Source organism: Tenebrionibacter intestinalis (assembly GCF_016632365.1).
Classification (GTDB): Bacteria; Pseudomonadota; Gammaproteobacteria; order Enterobacterales; family Enterobacteriaceae; genus Tenebrionibacter; species Tenebrionibacter intestinalis.
Genome location: NZ_JAEPBH010000032.1, coordinates 15,398 through 31,488, shown reverse-complemented (window position 1 = coordinate 31,488; position 16,091 = coordinate 15,398). Strand labels below are relative to the sequence as shown.

17 protein-coding genes are annotated in these 16,091 nt (G+C 48.7%); 7 read left to right on the top strand and 10 right to left on the bottom strand.

Annotation, left to right across the window (positions count from 1 at the left end; all coding sequences use genetic code 11):
* Positions 1 to 101 precede the first annotated feature (101 nt).
* From JJB97_RS12645 to JJB97_RS12625, 5 genes are all read left to right on the top strand, one after another.
* Complete coding sequence (locus JJB97_RS12645; RefSeq protein WP_238714362.1) at positions 102 to 800, top strand: hypothetical protein; 699 nt, start codon at positions 102 to 104, stop codon at positions 798 to 800.
* A gap of 14 nt (positions 801 to 814) precedes the next feature.
* Positions 815 to 2,497 carry an S-type pyocin domain-containing protein gene (locus JJB97_RS12640; protein WP_238714361.1) on the top strand — a complete coding sequence of 561 codons (1,683 nt, stop codon included), beginning with the start codon at positions 815 to 817 and terminating at the stop codon, positions 2,495 to 2,497.
* Positions 2,497 to 2,964 (top strand): DUF6392 family protein, encoded by a 468-nt coding sequence (locus JJB97_RS12635; protein ID WP_238714360.1) that lies wholly within the window; start codon positions 2,497 to 2,499, stop codon positions 2,962 to 2,964. Before JJB97_RS12640 ends, JJB97_RS12635 begins: the two co-directional genes overlap by 1 nt.
* A gap of 66 nt (positions 2,965 to 3,030) precedes the next feature.
* The gene (locus JJB97_RS12630) at positions 3,031 to 3,537 is read left to right on the top strand and encodes an SLATT domain-containing protein (protein WP_238714359.1); all 507 of its coding nucleotides are present in this window, start codon (positions 3,031 to 3,033) and stop codon (positions 3,535 to 3,537) included.
* Entirely contained in the window at positions 3,537 to 4,316 is a 780-nt protein-coding gene (locus tag JJB97_RS12625; protein WP_238714358.1) for an SMODS domain-containing nucleotidyltransferase, read from the top strand. Before JJB97_RS12630 ends, JJB97_RS12625 begins: the two co-directional genes overlap by 1 nt.
* 93 nt (positions 4,317 to 4,409) lie before the next feature.
* Here JJB97_RS12625 and JJB97_RS12620 read toward each other — a convergent pair whose 3' ends face one another.
* The gene (locus JJB97_RS12620) at positions 4,410 to 5,216 is read right to left on the bottom strand and encodes a chaperonin (RefSeq protein WP_238714357.1); all 807 of its coding nucleotides are present in this window, start codon (positions 5,214 to 5,216) and stop codon (positions 4,410 to 4,412) included.
* A gap of 471 nt (positions 5,217 to 5,687) precedes the next feature.
* Between JJB97_RS12620 and JJB97_RS12615 the strand changes: the two genes are divergently transcribed.
* Positions 5,688 to 6,263 (top strand): recombinase family protein, encoded by a 576-nt coding sequence (locus tag JJB97_RS12615; RefSeq protein ID WP_238714356.1) that lies wholly within the window; start codon positions 5,688 to 5,690, stop codon positions 6,261 to 6,263.
* 91 nt (positions 6,264 to 6,354) lie between these two features.
* Positions 6,355 to 7,350: a type IV pilus twitching motility protein PilT gene (locus tag JJB97_RS12610; protein WP_238714355.1), complete on the top strand. Its 996-nt coding sequence runs from the start codon at positions 6,355 to 6,357 to the stop codon at positions 7,348 to 7,350.
* 209 nt (positions 7,351 to 7,559) lie between these two features.
* On the opposite strand, the gene ruvX is transcribed toward JJB97_RS12610, so the two are convergent.
* The 9 genes from ruvX to JJB97_RS12565 all read right to left on the bottom strand — a co-directional run bounded on the left by ruvX (position 7,560) and on the right by JJB97_RS12565 (position 15,646).
* Entirely contained in the window at positions 7,560 to 7,979 is a 420-nt protein-coding gene (ruvX, locus tag JJB97_RS12605) for a Holliday junction resolvase RuvX (protein ID WP_238714354.1), read from the bottom strand.
* Positions 7,979 to 8,542 carry a YqgE/AlgH family protein gene (locus JJB97_RS12600; RefSeq protein ID WP_238714353.1) on the bottom strand — a complete coding sequence of 188 codons (564 nt, stop codon included), beginning with the start codon at positions 8,540 to 8,542 and terminating at the stop codon, positions 7,979 to 7,981. The genes ruvX and JJB97_RS12600 overlap by 1 nt, the downstream gene beginning before the upstream one ends.
* Before the next feature lie 153 nt (positions 8,543 to 8,695).
* The gene (gene gshB / locus JJB97_RS12595; protein WP_238714352.1) at positions 8,696 to 9,643 is read right to left on the bottom strand and encodes a glutathione synthase; all 948 of its coding nucleotides are present in this window, start codon (positions 9,641 to 9,643) and stop codon (positions 8,696 to 8,698) included.
* Positions 9,644 to 9,654: 11 nt separating this feature from the next.
* Positions 9,655 to 10,386 (bottom strand): 16S rRNA (uracil(1498)-N(3))-methyltransferase, encoded by a 732-nt coding sequence (gene rsmE / locus JJB97_RS12590; RefSeq protein WP_238714351.1) that lies wholly within the window; start codon positions 10,384 to 10,386, stop codon positions 9,655 to 9,657.
* Between the two features lie 310 nt (positions 10,387 to 10,696).
* Complete coding sequence (endA, locus tag JJB97_RS12585) at positions 10,697 to 11,395, bottom strand: deoxyribonuclease I (RefSeq protein ID WP_238714350.1); 699 nt, start codon at positions 11,393 to 11,395, stop codon at positions 10,697 to 10,699.
* Between the two features lie 99 nt (positions 11,396 to 11,494).
* On the bottom strand, positions 11,495 to 11,998 hold the full coding sequence (locus tag JJB97_RS12580) for a SprT family zinc-dependent metalloprotease (protein ID WP_238714349.1): 504 nt from the start codon (positions 11,996 to 11,998) through the stop codon (positions 11,495 to 11,497).
* 771 nt (positions 11,999 to 12,769) lie between these two features.
* Complete coding sequence (locus JJB97_RS12575) at positions 12,770 to 13,582, bottom strand: MarR family transcriptional regulator (protein ID WP_238714348.1); 813 nt, start codon at positions 13,580 to 13,582, stop codon at positions 12,770 to 12,772.
* A gap of 367 nt (positions 13,583 to 13,949) precedes the next feature.
* A complete protein-coding gene (locus tag JJB97_RS12570; protein WP_238714347.1) occupies positions 13,950 to 14,210 on the bottom strand; it encodes a hypothetical protein in 261 nt (86 codons plus the stop codon).
* An 8-nt stretch (positions 14,211 to 14,218) separates the two neighbouring features.
* Positions 14,219 to 15,646: a sugar porter family MFS transporter gene (locus JJB97_RS12565; protein ID WP_263457958.1), complete on the bottom strand. Its 1,428-nt coding sequence runs from the start codon at positions 15,644 to 15,646 to the stop codon at positions 14,219 to 14,221.
* Between the last annotated feature and the right edge of the window lie 445 nt (positions 15,647 to 16,091).

The following is a 16,091-nucleotide window of genomic DNA, read 5'->3' as shown; positions in this document are numbered from 1 at the left end:
TGAATCCTCTGTAGCACCCATTGTGCTGTACAAAGACTGTACATAACCTTGCCATCCATGTGACAATAACTGCTCAAAAAATAGCGTAAGTACAGGATGTTATGAAACAGGAACTCTATTTTTGTTCTCCCGGTGAAAACCAGTACTATTCAATGCTCCCCTTGTGGGGCGTGGCTCGTGTTTCTGAAATGGCTAACGGTACGCCGTGGCTCGAACCGCAATGGGTCGGGGGACATGGTGAAGTACCGGATGGCCTCGCCCTCTATACCTCCAGACTTGATGCGACTATCAGTAGCCTTGTTCTTAATCAACGGGATGGGGATGCATGGGCTGTTTACCCGTTTACCGATTTTAACGTTACCCAGATGATGCTTGAAAGAAAGGCCAACCAATCAAAGTACTGGGTGATGCTGATTTTTGGCTTTACCGGGGATGATTTCAGACGTTTGATCAAAACCACCGGGATATACCGTACTGTGTACTTTCCTGTTGGATTCCCTGTCAGTGATTCGATTGACCAGAACACGAACCCCGCGATTTTAAGTTTTGCGGAGGATTTCTTTGAATCGGTAGACGAATACTGGAAAGTACATTTTAACGATTACTGTCAGGACATTCAGTACCTGAATGAAATGTCGAAAGATGATATTGAAACAATGGCAAGAAAAGCAATATCACAGGCCAGTGTCACCGATAAACCGTTACTGACTGCCAGTACTCACGTAAGTGTTATGACTTATTCGGGGAGTGAATGGATTGTTTCGTCGCCTGATGGCGTTGCGTCCTCAAAAGTACATTGAAAAGGGATTTTGTTATGGGAAGGCAAAAACAACTCGCTAAATTAGGCGATAAAACATCCTTTGGGAAAATCGTCAGTGCTTCGGCCAACATATCTGATGAAGGTGTGAAACTTGCTGTCGATGGCGATATGGCATACTGCAATAATTGCAAGGATTCGTTCCCCATTGTTGCAACGTATAAAGGGTGGATTGGTGACGGTAAACTGGTCGTCGGTGATGGTGATACCGTACTTTGCAAATGTAAAAATAATGTTGTATTTGCCACCTCACATTACTCGGGATGTTCTTCACGAGAAAGCAGGACGGTCGCTGCATCATCTAATGTAATCCCTCTTTCAGCCAGTCAGGGAGCTAAAGAAGCGATAACGGTCGTTCCAGTGTTCGCTAAGTCAGTACTTCGCGGTACTGGCAATACTGATGCAGGAACGGCTGACGAGCCACAGGACAACGTAGGCGAGATGAGCTTCTATCAGTCCAGACCATCACAGCCAGCCTCTGAACCAGAACAGCACGCACAGGCTGCGAAGAAGAAGAAAACTTCACCGCTGCCGCCGGAGCCACCGAAGAAAAAATCACTGTTTGATAAAGTGACAGGTTTCTTCTTTGGTGAAGCGGAAGCAATGCCACTTCCCCCGCCTCCGGTTGTTATGGGCGGTTCAGCCGAAGCCGGAATGGCAGCAGCAGCGGGAGGGGCTACAGCAAAAGCGAATCAGGACGCAGCCAAAGCCCTGACGCATACCATGAAGCACCTTTCAGGCCCGGAAGTCTGGAGCGGTTCGCTTGCGATGAATTTGCCGTTTGTTGTTATGGGGGCGATCGTTCAGTCAAAACTCAAGGGTGAAAAGAGCGATCTGTTAACACCTGAAAAGTTACTGGAAGTCGCACACAGCAAGGGAACCGTACCAACACGAGTACGCTACAACTGGATCACTGACGATGAAACCGGGCGATTAAAAGCCGTTGGCTATCATACCAGTACTGAAAGTGGGCGTGATCAGGTTCGTGTCCGGATGCTCGAAAAGCAGATGGATGGTAGCTATGAATTTTGGGGTGACGAGCGAAGCGATAAGCCTCTGATCACATGGACACCAGCGAGTACGCCGGGATCGCAAGATAGCTGGAATACAGGTAATAACAGCCCGCAAGCGGGTACTGTAACGATTCCGGGGCTTGAAATTCCAGATATTCAGGGCGTAACTATCACCACAACACCAGTACCGGAAGAGAAGGATTTTCGGGATTACATTCTGGTGTTTCCGGGGAACGTACACCCGCCGATCTACATCTACCTCAGCAAGCCCCCAGTAGAACTACTGGAAGTTGGATTGTACAAGGATTTCACAGGGCGTTCTCGACAAGGCAAGTATGAGGCTGATCATATGCCGTCAAGAGCCGCAGTTGAACAATTCTTAATGGATGAGTATCCTGGGCTTGATCAAAAACTGATCAGAAAAATGGCAGATCGGGTAGCTGCGATTGTTGTTCCAAAAGAAGTTCACCAGAAAATCAGTCAAACTTACGGTGGACGTAACAAACCAGACCAAATTGCAAGGGATGCGAAGAATTTAAGGAGTGCCTTGGATCGGAATTTTGATGCAATAAAACCGACCCTTAAAGATTATGGGGCTACTGAAGAACAACTTGAATCCGCCAGAGCTAAAATGCACAAGCTGAATACAGAGCAAGGATTGTACTAATGACAGTAAATGTTGAAGCATTGATCCGTAGTTTAGGTAAATCTTATAAAGATTTGGTTGATTCTGGATTGATAACCTATAAAAGCGATCCCAAAGGAGCATCAGGTTCACCAACAATTAGCCTTGATATGGCGAAAGAGGGCGTGTTTTTAGCGTTCAAACGCGATGGTCGTTTACTTAAAGAAATTACATTAAGCATACAACATGATACTTTGAGTGATTGGACATTCCCTAACGAGTTACCAACGCCTCTTAAGAAAAGCATGTCTCGGATTTGGGTTCATGAAAACTTTGGTGAACCAGAAAATAGTATTCCGCCGAGAGTAATTATGAAGCAGGAAATCGGTAGGATTGAGCGATTCACTGTTGAAGATTTCCACATCCCAATCACAATGCAAATCCGCTATGACATGGCAGATATGGTTGTTACAGTTACTTTCTTGCCTACATCGGAACTTCGCTGGTAGTCACGATGCAGAAGCCCCTTTTAGGGGCTGTTGCTTCTTCTGAATAAATCGGTACATAGGTATGATATGAGTAATCAACTTATAGAAAAAATCAAAGAAGAATGTTTACGCATTGAGGAAGATGCTCTTTATTCTTCTAAATCTCATTATAATGCATCCTCACCTTGGGAAAAATGCAATTTATTCATTGGGATACCTATAGCTATTTTGTCTGCCATAGCAGGTTTGAGTGCTCTGAAAGATATGACTACTATTACAATAGTAATATCATTTGCACTTACATGCTTAACTGCTATAAATACCGCTCTAAATCCAAGTAAACGAGCAGGGCATCATAAGTCAGCGGCAGGAGAGTATAACAATCTTAAAAACGATGTCCGTCTTTTTCGGGAGGTTGATTTAATTGAAATTAACATTCCGGATAAAGAGCTAAAAGACAAAATAAAGGTTTTTTCTGATCGTAGAAATCAGCTAAACATAAGTTCACCGACTATACCACGATGGGCTTATGAAAAAACTCAGTCTGATGTCAATAAAGGCTTTACTCAATATTCTATCGACAAGGAAAAATAATGAGCGTTCAGTCATATTTAGATTCAGTAGCGAAGAATGCCGTTTTGAAAGATAGTACTATAACAACATCTATTAGCACTCTTAAAAATAGGCTTGGATATTATTTTGATAGTTCGGTGGTGATAGAACATTTCACTTTCGGTTCTAACACTCGATATACAATGTTACCAAGGAAATACGATCCAAAATCTGATGTTGATTATATGGTTGTGTTTCATAATTCTGGCCATCAACCACAAACATATCTGAATCGATTAAAGTCTTTCGTTGAACTTTATTATTCCGCTTCTGAACGAAAGCAAAGTCACCCAACTATAAGATTAAATCTAAATCACATTACATTTGAATTAGTTCCTGCTATATATAATGTGCTTTACGGATATCAAATCCCAGCACCAGCAAATAATTTCGAATCATGGATAAGCACTGATCCAAATGATTTTAATAGTAAACTAACAGATAAAAACAAAAATAATTATTTTTTTATAAAACCATTAATACGGATATTGAAATATTGGAATGCAAATGCAGGCTATGTTTTTGAGTCGTATGAGCTTGAGCAAAAAATAGTAGGTATGTATTTTCTTTTTTGTTATAATATCAAAGACTATTTTTATTCTGCTGTTGAGCAACTCCAGTGTTCCTACTGGTCTCCTCAGTGGAAGCAAGACGCTGTAAATAAGTTAAAAAATACAGTAACTTCAGTTAAGGCGTATGAAAGTGGTGGATTACCCTATTCTGCAGAGGCGGAAATAAAAAAAGTTCTTCCTGATATTTAATATCACAAGTTTTATATAAGGCACAAGCGTTTCCCTTGTGCTTTATGATTTTATATTGAATATGATTAGTACTCGCGTTTTTATAGGCGGTGCTTATTTCTGAGGGTAACTTGCTGAAGTGAAAGTATCTGTCATCAGCATCATTTGATTCCCTTTCAGTGGTGTGAAAGGAAATGCTACATAGTCCAAATTTCCTTGGGTCATATTAAAATATAATTTCTTGTCATCAACCGTTAATTTTGATGCATGTGCAGGATATGTTCCTTCATTTTTAAATGTAATTAAAAAAGCTATAGGAAAGAAGTGCATACAGCTACAATGGCAAAGATGACCATCGTTAAAAAACGAAGTTTGCTGAGCAGTTATCTGTGTTCTGTTAGGATAAAACCAATAATAGAAGTCATGAGTATCTTCTATTTTTTTGTTTTCTCCTAAAACAAATTTTCTTAATGGCGTGTAATACTCACTATCCATAAGAGCATTTTTGCATATTTCTACGGATGTTGCTGCGAGCAGATGACCCACCATTGCACGCAAAAAAGGTACTGCATTGAAAGGCGTAGAGATAACATTTCCGTAAAAATGAACACCAGCTAAATATTGCCTAATTAGATTTATGAAGTTCTCGATAGGAACCTTGATCTCATGATCCAAACTCCCAAGTATGTTGCCATTACAATTCTTGCATATGGTTTTAAATGTCACTCCGGCATGAGCATTTATTGGTTTTATTTCATCAGAGGAATAATGCTCAGACACTGTTTTTTGAAACATTGGTTGAATCGTCGTTGCACAACGAGGTGGCACATGATCCTTACTCAATAGACCATATGAACCGCAAATGACGCAATGCCCCTCACTAATTCTTGCATGTCTCAAACGTTCGGAAATTTTACCCATAAGAAACCTCGGAATAGCAATCTTGACTGATTTTATCGCAAATGGGTAACCTATGCATTTCTATCTTAATCTCCTTAACAGCCTTCGCGTTTAAGAATGTGGCTAAGGTACTCGCCTTTAGTACAAAAAATAATCAAATCCCTGCCCTCCTGATTTTTGGCAAAAAACCTTAAGTAATCTTTTACTCAGGAAAAAGTACAGTCAGTTTTTTTCCGCCAGATTTAAAATCTCGTTCGCCTAATCAGGTTCAACCCCGCCGACAAAATGCCGTGTTCTCAGATCTCAGTACCGAACTTTTCACTAACTCGGTATCGCCTAAAATTTGAACGATTGAAAATCTCTTTTGGGTAGTCCCTTGTGATACTCCTCCTTTGCGTCTCGTTTAGTATCATTTAGATGTTGAATGGATTTAAATGATGCTGTATCATTCAGTTAATTCAAATGATACTAATCGGTAGTGAGGGCAGGAAAATGATTTTTGGTTATGCGAGAGTCTCAACGAAGGATCAGAATCTTGAGCGTCAGTTGGCAGTACTGGGACCTGTTTGTGACAAAATCGTTACAGAGAAAGAATCAGGTAAGTCCACCAGCGAAAGACCTGAATTGTTGAACCTGCTTTCACACCTCCGTGAAGGTGATACCCTCATTACGCATTCCATTGATCGCCTCGCACGTAATACCCGCGATTTGTTGGAGATGATTGATAATCTCGTTGAGCGTGGGATCACTGTTCAGTTTCTTGCAAACTCAATGAGCTTCGACAACTCCCCACAATCCCGCCTAATCCTAACCATGATGGGAGCCGTTGCAGAATTTGAGCGAGGCATGATCGCATCACGTCGCAACGAGGGGATTGCTCTTGCCAAAGAAGCCCGGAAGTACAAGGGCAAGCAAAAGAACAAGGAACTTCATAGCAAAATTATCGATATGTTACAGGCTGGGAAGAACACTCCCGACGAGATCGCGAAGTTGTGTGATTGCGGTCGGGCTACAGTGTTCCGCGTGAAGAAAGAAATGCTTGCCAGTACTGGCAGTATTGAGAACTGATATAGCGGAAGGGGGTATAGAAATGAGGCTGGCGGTTTAGTGCTGACTGAATCCTTTCGATATCCCTGAGTTATTGATGTAAAAGGCTTTATTGTCTTTTATTTTTAGTGTGTATAACTTCCATAATGCCTCGGATCTACACCTGTGTACCCGCGAACCTGCGCGTTGGCGCAGGCTGGGAAGGCTTGAGCCAGTTCCGGGCGGCGCGCCTGAGCCGGAAGGGTTGCTCCACGCCTGGCTTAGCCCGGTACAGAAGACGCAGTTCGATAGCTGCGGGCAGCTTGATTTTGCCGTAACGCTCAAAGATGGCCGACGCCTGCGGGCGAACGCGTTTCGCCGGCACGGCGGCATATCGCTGGCGCTGCGGCTGTTGCCGGACTGTGTGCCGCAGCTTGAGCGGCTTGACGCGCCCACGCCGGTCGCCGCGCTGCTGGAAAGCTGCGGCGGGTTGATGCTGGTCGCCGGGGCGACCGGCAGCGGTAAATCCACAACCCTTGCCGCGATGGTGGATTTTATTAACCGCCGCCACGCGCGCCATATCCTGACGCTGGAAGATCCGATTGAATTTATTCATCATTCGCGTAACAGCCTGGTGCAGCAGCGTGAGGCAGGCAGCCACTGCGCCAGCTTCAGCGCTGGGCTGCGCGCCGCGCTGCGTGAAGATCCGGATGTTATCTTACTGGGCGAACTGCGTGATGAAGAGACGATTCGCCTGGCGCTTACCGCCGCTGAAACCGGTCACCTGGTGCTTGCTACGCTGCATACGCGCGGGGCGCCGCAGGCGGTGGAGCGGCTGCTGGATGGTTTCCCGGCCGGGGAGCAAAACCGCGTACGCTCTCAACTGGCGGGCAGCCTGCGGGCGGTGCTGGCGCAAAAGCTTGTGGCAGCGCGCGATGGTGGGCGGGTGGCGCTGTATGAGCTGATGATAAACACGCCAGCAGCGGCAAACCTGATTCGCGAGGGTAAGCTGCATCAGTTACCCGGTATTATGCAAACCGGGCAGCAAAGCGGCATGCAGACGTTTTTACAAAGCCTGGAGCAGCGCAGGCGGCAGGGGTGGGTCAGCGAAGCGGCGGGTTCTGCCTGATACGCCTGACCTGCTTTTGACGACGGTCTTGCCGGCCCTGGCGCTTGCGCATACGCGGCGAACGGAGTAATAAGGCGTAATATTTTTTAAGGGGGGTTAATAAACGCCACAGCGCCAGCAATGCCGGCGTGGCGCGAAGCCAGGGCGCGCTTGTTCGCCTGGAAAATGTAATATGCGGGATATCTGTTAACACAGGTTTCGATATCCGTTCAGGGGTGGGCTTCAAACCAGCTTTCGAGAATCACTACAGCAGACGCGGAGTCGATGCTGCCTTTATCCAGCGCGCGAAAGCCGCCGCGGCTGAACAGGTCAGCCCGCGCCTCAACGGTGCTCAGGCGTTCATCCTGTAGCGATACCGCAACGCCAAAGCGCCCGTGTATGCGGTTGGCGAATTTGCGTGCGCGGGCGGTCAGCGGTTGTTCGGTGCCGTCCATATTCAACGGCAGCCCGACAATGACTTTTTCCGGCTGCCACTCCTGAAGCAGGCGTGCCAGCTTTTCCCAGTCTGGCGTGCCGTCCTGCGCTTTCAGCGCGCTTAAGGGGCGCGCCGTGCCGGTAATATATTGCCCCACGGCCACGCCAATGCTTTTGGTGCCGAAATCAAACGCCAGCAGTGTTCCCGTCGCCATTATGCGTGCCCCGCCTGGTCTGAAACGGCGAAAATATCTACGCCGAGGAGCTTTGCGGCTTCGCGCCAGCGCTCTGGCACGGGGGTTCGAAAGAGGATATTTAGATCTGCCGGTGTGGTAAGCCAGGCGTTGTCCAATAGCTCCTGTTCCAGTTGCCCCGCCGACCAGGACGCGTAGCCCAGCGCCACCATAACGTTTGCAGGCTGCTTTGGCGTGCCGAGCGTTTCCAGAACGTCGCGTGAGGTAGTAATAATGGTGTCGTCGCAGATGCGAATGCTGGAGTCGAACGTATCCGGCGGGCTGTGGAGAATAAAGCCGCGATCTTCTGCCAGCGGCCCGCCGATAAATACCGGTTTGTCGAGACGAATCGTTTCGTCGCGGCTGTCTGGTTGGATCCTGAGCTTTTCCAGCACGCTTTCAATAGTCAATATATCCAGCGGCTTATTTATAATAAGCCCCATCGCCCCTTCGCTGTTGTGTTCGCAGATATAGACAACCGAGCGCCGGAATAGCGGGTCCCGCAATGAAGGCATGGCAATAAGAAAATGGTGCTGTAAATTCATTATCAGAAATCAGTATCCCGGTAAAAAACGCCGCGCGGGACGGCGCCTGGCGTTCAGTGTATTGAGTGAATGCGCAGCAGCCAAATCCTGGCGCTGCGGCGCTGTAGGCGAAATACTTTACGCTTATTCGCGCGTTCGCCGATCGGCAGTATATTATTTCGCCAGACGCTTTTCGATAGCGTCCATCAACATACCCGTGATCGAAACCGGGAATTGAGCCTCAATTTCACGCACGCAAGTAGGGCTGGTGACGTTCACTTCGGTCAGACGATCGCCAATGATATCAAGGCCGACAAAAATGAGCCCTTTTTCTTTGAGCGTTGGCGCGACGCGGCGGGCAATGGCCCAGTCGCTTTCGCTGAGCGCGCGCGGTTCGCCGCGACCGCCGGCCGCCAGGTTACCGCGCGTTTCGCCGCCCTGTGGGATCCGCGCCAGGCAGTAAGGCACCGGTTCGCCATCAACGACCAGCACGCGTTTGTCGCCATCTTTAATCGCCGGCAGGTAGTTTTGCGCCATGCAGTAGCGCGTGCCGTGCTGCGTCAGCGTTTCTGCGATAACGGGCAGGTTGGGATCGTCCTGTTTTACGCGGAAAATGGATGCGCCGCCCATGCCGTCCAGCGGTTTTATAATGATATCGCCGTGTTTTTCTCTGAAGGCTTTCAACTGCGCTTTGCTACGGGTCACCAGCGTTTGCGGGGTCAGTTCGGCAAACCAGGCGGTATAAAGTTTCTCGTTACAGTCACGCAGGCTTTGCGGTTTGTTGACAATCAGCGTGCCTTTTTCTTCTGCGCGCTCAAGGATATAGGTTGCGTAAATGTATTCCGTGTCGAACGGCGGATCTTTACGCATCAAAATTACGTCGAGATCCGCCAGCGCCAGATCCTGCTCGCTGTTGAAGGCATACCAGCTATCGTTATTCTGCTCCACGCTCAATGTCCGCGTGCGAGCGCGAGCCTCGCCGTTGATGAGATAAAGATCCGACATTTCCATATAGTGCAGCGCATAGCCGCGGCGTTGCGCTTCGAGTAGCATGGCGAAACTGGAGTCTTTTTTAATGTTGATGGATGCAATAGGATCCATCACAATACCGAGCTTGATCATTCTTTTCTCCTTCAACCCAAATCGCCAAACCGCACCTGTAGCGCAGTGATGGCGGTGAGCGCAGTGGTTTCTGTACGCAGTACGCGCGGCCCCAGCAAAATATCGGTAAAACCGTGGGTTGCCGTGCGGGTAATTTCCTGCGCCGACAGCCCCCCTTCCGGACCTATCAGCAGCCGAACCCGTTTGACCGGTTGCGGCAGCGTATTAATACTGTGGCTGGCGCGGGGATGTAGATTGAGTTTCAGCCCATCCTCCGCCTCGGCGCACCAAGTGTCCAGCGCCATTGCCGGGCGGATCGTCGGGATACGGTTGCGGCCGCATTGTTCGCAGGCGGCGATAGCGATTTTACGCCACTGCTGCAGCTTTTTATCGAGGCGTTCAGCATCGAGCCTAACGCCGCAGCGCTCTGAGAGCAGCGGCGTGATGGTGTTTACGCCCAGTTCAATAGATTTCTGAATAGTAAACTCCATCTTCTCGCCGCGCGACATCACCTGCCCAAGATGGATATCCAGCGGTGATTCCCGGTTTTCCGGCGCGCATGTCAACACTTTGACCTGTACGCTTTTTTTATCTGCGGCTACGATCCCGGCGGTAAATATTTGGTTGCTGCCGTCAAACAGTTGCAATGACTGGCCTGCGCTCATACGCAGCACGCGGCCGACATGATTAGCGGCGTCATCGTCGAGCGTGATTTCGTCACCGACGCCAAGACGCTCTGGGTGATAAATGCGGGGAATACGCATAACAATTCCGATCTGGTTAGGTAAGGCGCGGTGCGGCTATCTCCAGCGCCTTCATCAGGCAGAGAATACCCGTTTGCGCAGATAAAGGTTTGCTCCGGTTAAGCCAGCCGCGCTGGCTTATATAGCGGGCGCAAGCAGCGGCGAATATTTGCGTATGTTAGCCGTTTTACCCGTCCTGGTCATTACCTGAAAATATACGGCTGACTTGCAGGCCGCCTGGCCCGGCGAAATTCAGGCTATACCGGTTACAGGCGGTCGAATTCCCGGCTGTGGCGATCGCGGCGCGACAGCGTTTATCGCCGATGGCCGGCTATCGACAGGCCTGCTGCACGTAAGGATTGTGGTTGCCCTGACGCTGCGCGATACGCCTGTCGCGTTGACACTCCCAGGCGGACACAGGATAGCGCCTGTTCCAGGCATGAAACAGTTGGGTTTGCTGGCGTGAAAGTTTAAGTTGCCAGGTATCGCGCATGTAAAGCCAGGTGCGGGCGATGGCGCCGCGGGCGGCGGCGGGAGGTTCGGCGCGTTTACCTTTGAAGTCTATTTTCATCGCGCAATTGCCGTATTGCCCGCCTGCGTCGTTCCACTGGCTGAACATAAAATTGTTGCGATCGCCGTTGATTTCGCCGATAGCAGGCTGAAGATTGTGAAGGTCGGCTTCCATTTTGCGAAAGCGCGCATCTTTTTTACATGCTTTGCGACCGCCGTTTTGCCAGCACCGTAGCTGATGGCCGAATGTCCAGGCGGGGACAACGTGTTCCCATTCAATACGTCCGGCGCGATGTGCATTTTTTCTGACCTGGTAGCCACAGGAGGCCAGATCGGGTATTCCTTTTTTGCCTCGCCAGTTGATTTTGCAGCCGCAGTAAAAACTGCCGGGCGCATCGGCATTAATTTTCGCGCTGGCGGTTTTGGCCTGCGTAAAGTTGTGAATAGCTAGCGAGCTGGCGCCGTTGCTGTTGCCGGCAAATAAAAACCCCAGGGCCGCGAAAACGACGTTGCGATACATAGTGGTATTTCAGTCTGCGTGAAAAAGCGAGCCGCGGATACTGAAGTATTTTTTAACGCCTTTCAATCCATTAAATCGTAAAGATTCTAAAAAGTGTTACTAAATGCTTTGAGGTATCAGCAAAGCGCCGCAATGAATGCAGTGATATTCCGCCTCGCCGCGCTGCACGCGATTATGGCGGCGCACGGTTAACTGATGATCCTGGCATTTACAGCGGTAGGGAAAGGTTTTACGCGCCAGGGAGTCCATAGCGAAGCGATGGGTTCTGCGGGCGGGAACGCCCAGTACGGTTTCCATCATCCATTTCCACTCTTTGCCATGCGGCGCGACGCGGCCAAAATGTTGCCATACCAGCAGGTGCGCCAGTTCGTGAGGCACCACTTCATCAATAAATGCCTGCTGATTTTCCATCAGCAGGATCGGGTTTAGCCGTATTTCATTATTGTGCGGCCAGGCCGTGCCGGCCGCGCAGCCGCGCTGGTTAAAGGTGATTTTAGGTTCGGGGTAGTCTCGCTCAAGTTGCTGGCAGGCGAGCATAAGCTTGCCGCGCAGGCTACGCATAATGGCCTGCTGTACGGCGACAGGAATACGGAGTGTTTTCATGCACCAGAGAATAGTCAGGTTCGTTATCCGGTACAAGCCCTGAGCCGGTACGATGATTTTTACCACAGACTAACGGAACACGTAATATGAAAGCTGCCGGAGAAATAAAGAAGCAGGGCGCGCAGAGGTTCGCTCAGCTTATATCTTTTATTATCAATAAATTAGTAAATACAGGAAAAACCGGGAATGTTCTTGTTTTAACGGACACTTTGATGTCGAATTAAACCGGGCGCGCGTTGGGGACGTAAGTTTATATTCTGTGCGTTAAACGCCGATGCTGTGAATGCTTTCGTTCGGCGGCGTTAGTGGGTGGGGATAAAATTATAACCCTGTGAATGGTCTGACCTCATTATGCGTTTTTTTATCCGGCAAACGTTATTTTTGGCAACGCTTCATTTTTTGTATGAGTGAACCGGTGGGGCGCAGAGAGTTAAATGGCCTGAATGCGAACCCGGCGTTTTACCCGCAGTGCGAGTGGCTAAGCTACGTCAAGACTGGCGTCGGCTGCGCGAAGATCTACGCGCAGTAACCGGGCGGTAGCGCGGCTGGCGCGTTAACCATGCTCTTACGACTGCGATGGGTCGGGCGAATCTCAGGGGAGGCCGATGAACCTTCGGCATCGTGCTGACAGCTATAACGCGCTTTTAATTTTATCTACCGTAAAGCGCGCTCATTCAGAAGCGTAAAAATCATTTCAGGGACATAATTTCTCAGGCGTTTATAAAATATATAAACAACCTGATATATGTTTTTTTCTTAAGCAGGCAACGGTTATTTCTCGCCCGAAATTAGTGATGCCGGATGAATGTTTAAATAATCCAGTACCCAGGCAAAATAAATCCCTGAATAATTTTCTACCAGATCGAAAAAAGCAGGTAATAGAGTAATACGGCTTCCTTCATGAATTTCACATAAACCATTATCCAGCGCGTCAAGAAATAGCCGACGAATATGCGTACGGGAAACTGCAAATTCTTTTGCCAGCTTCTTCTGTGAATATTCCAGCGTGATGCGATTTTCCTGACTTTCTTTTCTCGCCCTGAGCCAGAGATGGAGCATAATCATACGCCCGCCATCTTTATCAAGAAATACGCTTGAGTCGGGCAAAATATTACGGTAGACGATGCCGTTAAACATCATGTCAGTAGCACGGCTGAAAAACGAGCAGCGTGATTGTTCGTCGTCCAGCAGATCTTCATGCAGTTCCAGTTCAGGAAAAAGTAGGTTAAGAGGGGCGAATCCTCCCCGGAGATAAAACTTCAGATCCTGAATGCCTTTTTCCGTGGATTCCAGCAACACCTTGCGCCGGTCGCTGTCGTCACGCCAGGTACTGAGCCTGCCGGTCGTCTTCAGCAGCGCAATGATAGCGATAACGCTGTTGGGGCTGGCTATTTTGTACTTGTCAAAAATTTCTTTAATTTGTGAGACGGAATTGGCTTTACGGCCAAAAATTACACAGCAAATAGCCTGTACGATATTATAACGAGATTCCTGGAGGATTATTTTATAGAACAGCGGCTGCATTTTGTAGATATCGAGATTCAATTGATAATGCAGGGCAACAGCATCATAAAATTTGTCCATTTTTTTGAACTGTTCGCATCGGTTACGTAACTGTTCGGATCGCTTCTGGATATCCATCATTATAATATTATTCGTTGCTTATCGGAGTTGGGGTAACCTGCACGCATAATTTTGCGTCAGTATATCTGAATGTACGTGATAGTTACCGGTTTTTTTGACGGTAAACCTGGACCAACCAGGCCGGGTTATGCACAAAAGGTTCCATTGCGCAGAGCCGCTTCCCAATTAACAATAATATTAAAGATTGTGCAAGCCTGTATTTGCAATTTCCAGATGATAAACATTACTTACGATAAAAAAGCAGTCTACGTCGAAGTTATTCCTGGTTAATCCTGGCTAATTTATAGTGTGTCTGTTTACCGGGAGGTTAATGCCCCGTAAACACTTTATTTTTCAATCTGGTGATTGGCCGGGAAACGGCTTCCTTATCAGGCTGGCGCGTGATGAATAAATAGGCGTTGTCGCGGCGCGGGAAAGGGGCGATAAACACGCGTGCAAGCGGGTTTGGCCCGAACGAAAGGAAATTAATTAATAAAATCAATGAATTGAACTTTTGCGATAACACTGAGAGGCTAAAAAGCCATTTTTTCTTTGCCGACAACCGGAGGAGCCGTTGCGGCTCCTCCATGAATAAAATCAAAGATTAGCGCCGATTTCACGCAGCGGCCGTCCTTTCATTAAATTGCGCTCGATGCGTTCCAGCGACACATGTTTAGTTTCAGGTACTAAAGCAAGCGTCAGGATGATAAAGATCAGGTTAAGCCCTGCATATACCCAGAAGGTCCAGGCGTTGCCCAGCGTATTGAGCATTGTCAGGAAGGTTGCGCCCACGATCATATTGGCAATCCAGTTGGTGGCCGTGGAGCAGGTAATGCCGAAATCGCGCCCTTTCAGCGGCTGAATTTCAGAACACAGCACCCAAATCAGCGGGCCTGCGCTCATAGCGAAGCCGATGATGAACATCAGCAGCATGGCCACGGCGAAATACTGCGCGGCAGGCGAGGCGATACCCGTATGCATCATGGTACCCAGAATCCCCATGCCTGACGCCATGACGATAAAGCCCAGAATCAACGTCGGCTTACGCCCCCAGCGGTCAACCAGGCCGATGGCGATAAACGTCGCCAGCACGTTCGTCAGACCGACAATCACCGTGCCCCACATTTGCTCCGTGGTATTGCTGTAGCCTGCCAGCTCAAAGATTTTTGGCGCGTAATACATAATCACATTCATGCCGGTAAACTGTTGCATTACCTGTAGTAGAACGCCCAGGAAGACCGCGCGGCGGAAATTGTGGTTTTCGCGAAAAAGCGCCCAACCGGTCTGTTTTACCTTGAGGCTTTCGCGAATTTCTTCCAGCTCGCGTTTGGCTTCGGCGCTGCTATCGCGCAGGCGCAGCAGTACGCGTTCCGCGTCATGAAAGCGGCGTCTGGCCGCAAACCAGCGCGGGCTGTCTGGTAGAAAGAATACCCCGATGAGCAGCAGTATGGCTGGAAGGGTGATAATACCCAGCATCCAGCGCCATGCGCCGGTGTAGCTAAAAGCGGTATCCGACAGGTACGCGCCCAGAATCCCGATGGTTATCATCAGTTGATACATGGAGATCATACTGCCGCGAATGCGCTCGGGGGCTATTTCGGACAGGTAGAGCGGCGCGGTATAGGACGCGATGCCGACGGCCAGCCCCAGCAGTACGCGCGAGATGAACAGCACTTCTACATTAGGCGCAAACGCAGAGGCCAGCGATCCTACGACGAACAGCACTGAACCTGTCATCAGACTGTATTTACGCCCAAGGCGGAAAGAGAGCCAGCCGCTGCCGACCGCGCCGACGGCGGCCCCAAACATCATTGTGCTGACCACCCACTCCTGTTGGTGCGCGGAAATCTGAAATTCATGCGCAATAAAGGGCAGCGCGCCGGCAATGACGCCGATATCAAGACCAAACAGCAAACCCGCCAGAGCAGCGAGAAAACAGACAAAAAAAGTGATGGTCCTGTTTGAACTCCCATGTTTCTTATTGTCAGGCATATGCCCCTCCGGTTGGGTTATTACATTTTTCAGCGTAAAGGTTAAGTAAGGGATAGATAAGTTTTTGTGATGGCTATCACGGTGATGTAATCGGTTACATAAAGGGTGAAACAGGGTTTGTAGCGCATAGCCTGAAATACAGGCAGTTAATGACTTAGTTTTGTACCCGCTTTCAGAAGAAGCTGAAGAAAGCCGAGATTATTGGCGGCATTGTGTCGGGCAGAATAAACGAGCAAATAAAAGGCCGTCCTTTTTGGCTTGTAATCGATTACATTTTCGGCGGTATTATGCCGTGCCGGCTTATTACGATGAGCGATTGCCGACAACCAAAAAACATAAAGAATATAGACAGAAACTATAGCGTATCGCTGTTGTTACGTACCCCGGGCTGCGGGGGCAAGTGAATTATCAGAGTCCTCCAGGTTAAAACAGGCGAGGGGCGAATCGGCAGGCAGCGGTTTGTTCAGTGAAGCCTGTT

Bases quoted from the DNA above. Each gene is read 5' to 3' on its own strand.
- JJB97_RS12635 (WP_238714360.1), top strand. From the start codon at position 2,497: ATGACAGTAAATGTTGAAGCATTGATCCGTAGTTTAGGTAAATCTTAT.
- JJB97_RS12630 (WP_238714359.1), top strand. From the start codon at position 3,031: ATGAGTAATCAACTTATAGAAAAAATCAAAGAAGAATGTTTACGCATT.
- JJB97_RS12615 (WP_238714356.1), top strand. From the start codon at position 5,688: ATGATTTTTGGTTATGCGAGAGTCTCAACGAAGGATCAGAATCTTGAG.
- JJB97_RS12645 (WP_238714362.1), top strand. From the start codon at position 102: ATGAAACAGGAACTCTATTTTTGTTCTCCCGGTGAAAACCAGTACTAT.
- JJB97_RS12580 (WP_238714349.1), bottom strand. From the start codon at position 11,998: ATGAAAACACTCCGTATTCCTGTCGCCGTACAGCAGGCCATTATGCGT.
- JJB97_RS12600 (WP_238714353.1), bottom strand. From the start codon at position 8,542: ATGAATTTACAGCACCATTTTCTTATTGCCATGCCTTCATTGCGGGAC.
- JJB97_RS12575 (WP_238714348.1), bottom strand. From the start codon at position 13,582: ATGGACAAATTTTATGATGCTGTTGCCCTGCATTATCAATTGAATCTC.
- JJB97_RS12625 (WP_238714358.1), top strand. From the start codon at position 3,537: ATGAGCGTTCAGTCATATTTAGATTCAGTAGCGAAGAATGCCGTTTTG.
- gshB (WP_238714352.1), bottom strand. From the start codon at position 9,643: ATGATCAAGCTCGGTATTGTGATGGATCCTATTGCATCCATCAACATT.
- JJB97_RS12640 (WP_238714361.1), top strand. From the start codon at position 815: ATGGGAAGGCAAAAACAACTCGCTAAATTAGGCGATAAAACATCCTTT.
- rsmE (WP_238714351.1), bottom strand. From the start codon at position 10,386: ATGCGTATTCCCCGCATTTATCACCCAGAGCGTCTTGGCGTCGGTGAC.
- endA (WP_238714350.1), bottom strand. From the start codon at position 11,395: ATGTATCGCAACGTCGTTTTCGCGGCCCTGGGGTTTTTATTTGCCGGC.
- JJB97_RS12620 (WP_238714357.1), bottom strand. From the start codon at position 5,216: ATGGGTAAAATTTCCGAACGTTTGAGACATGCAAGAATTAGTGAGGGG.
- JJB97_RS12570 (WP_238714347.1), bottom strand. From the start codon at position 14,210: ATGGAGGAGCCGCAACGGCTCCTCCGGTTGTCGGCAAAGAAAAAATGG.
- ruvX (WP_238714354.1), bottom strand. From the start codon at position 7,979: ATGGCGACGGGAACACTGCTGGCGTTTGATTTCGGCACCAAAAGCATT.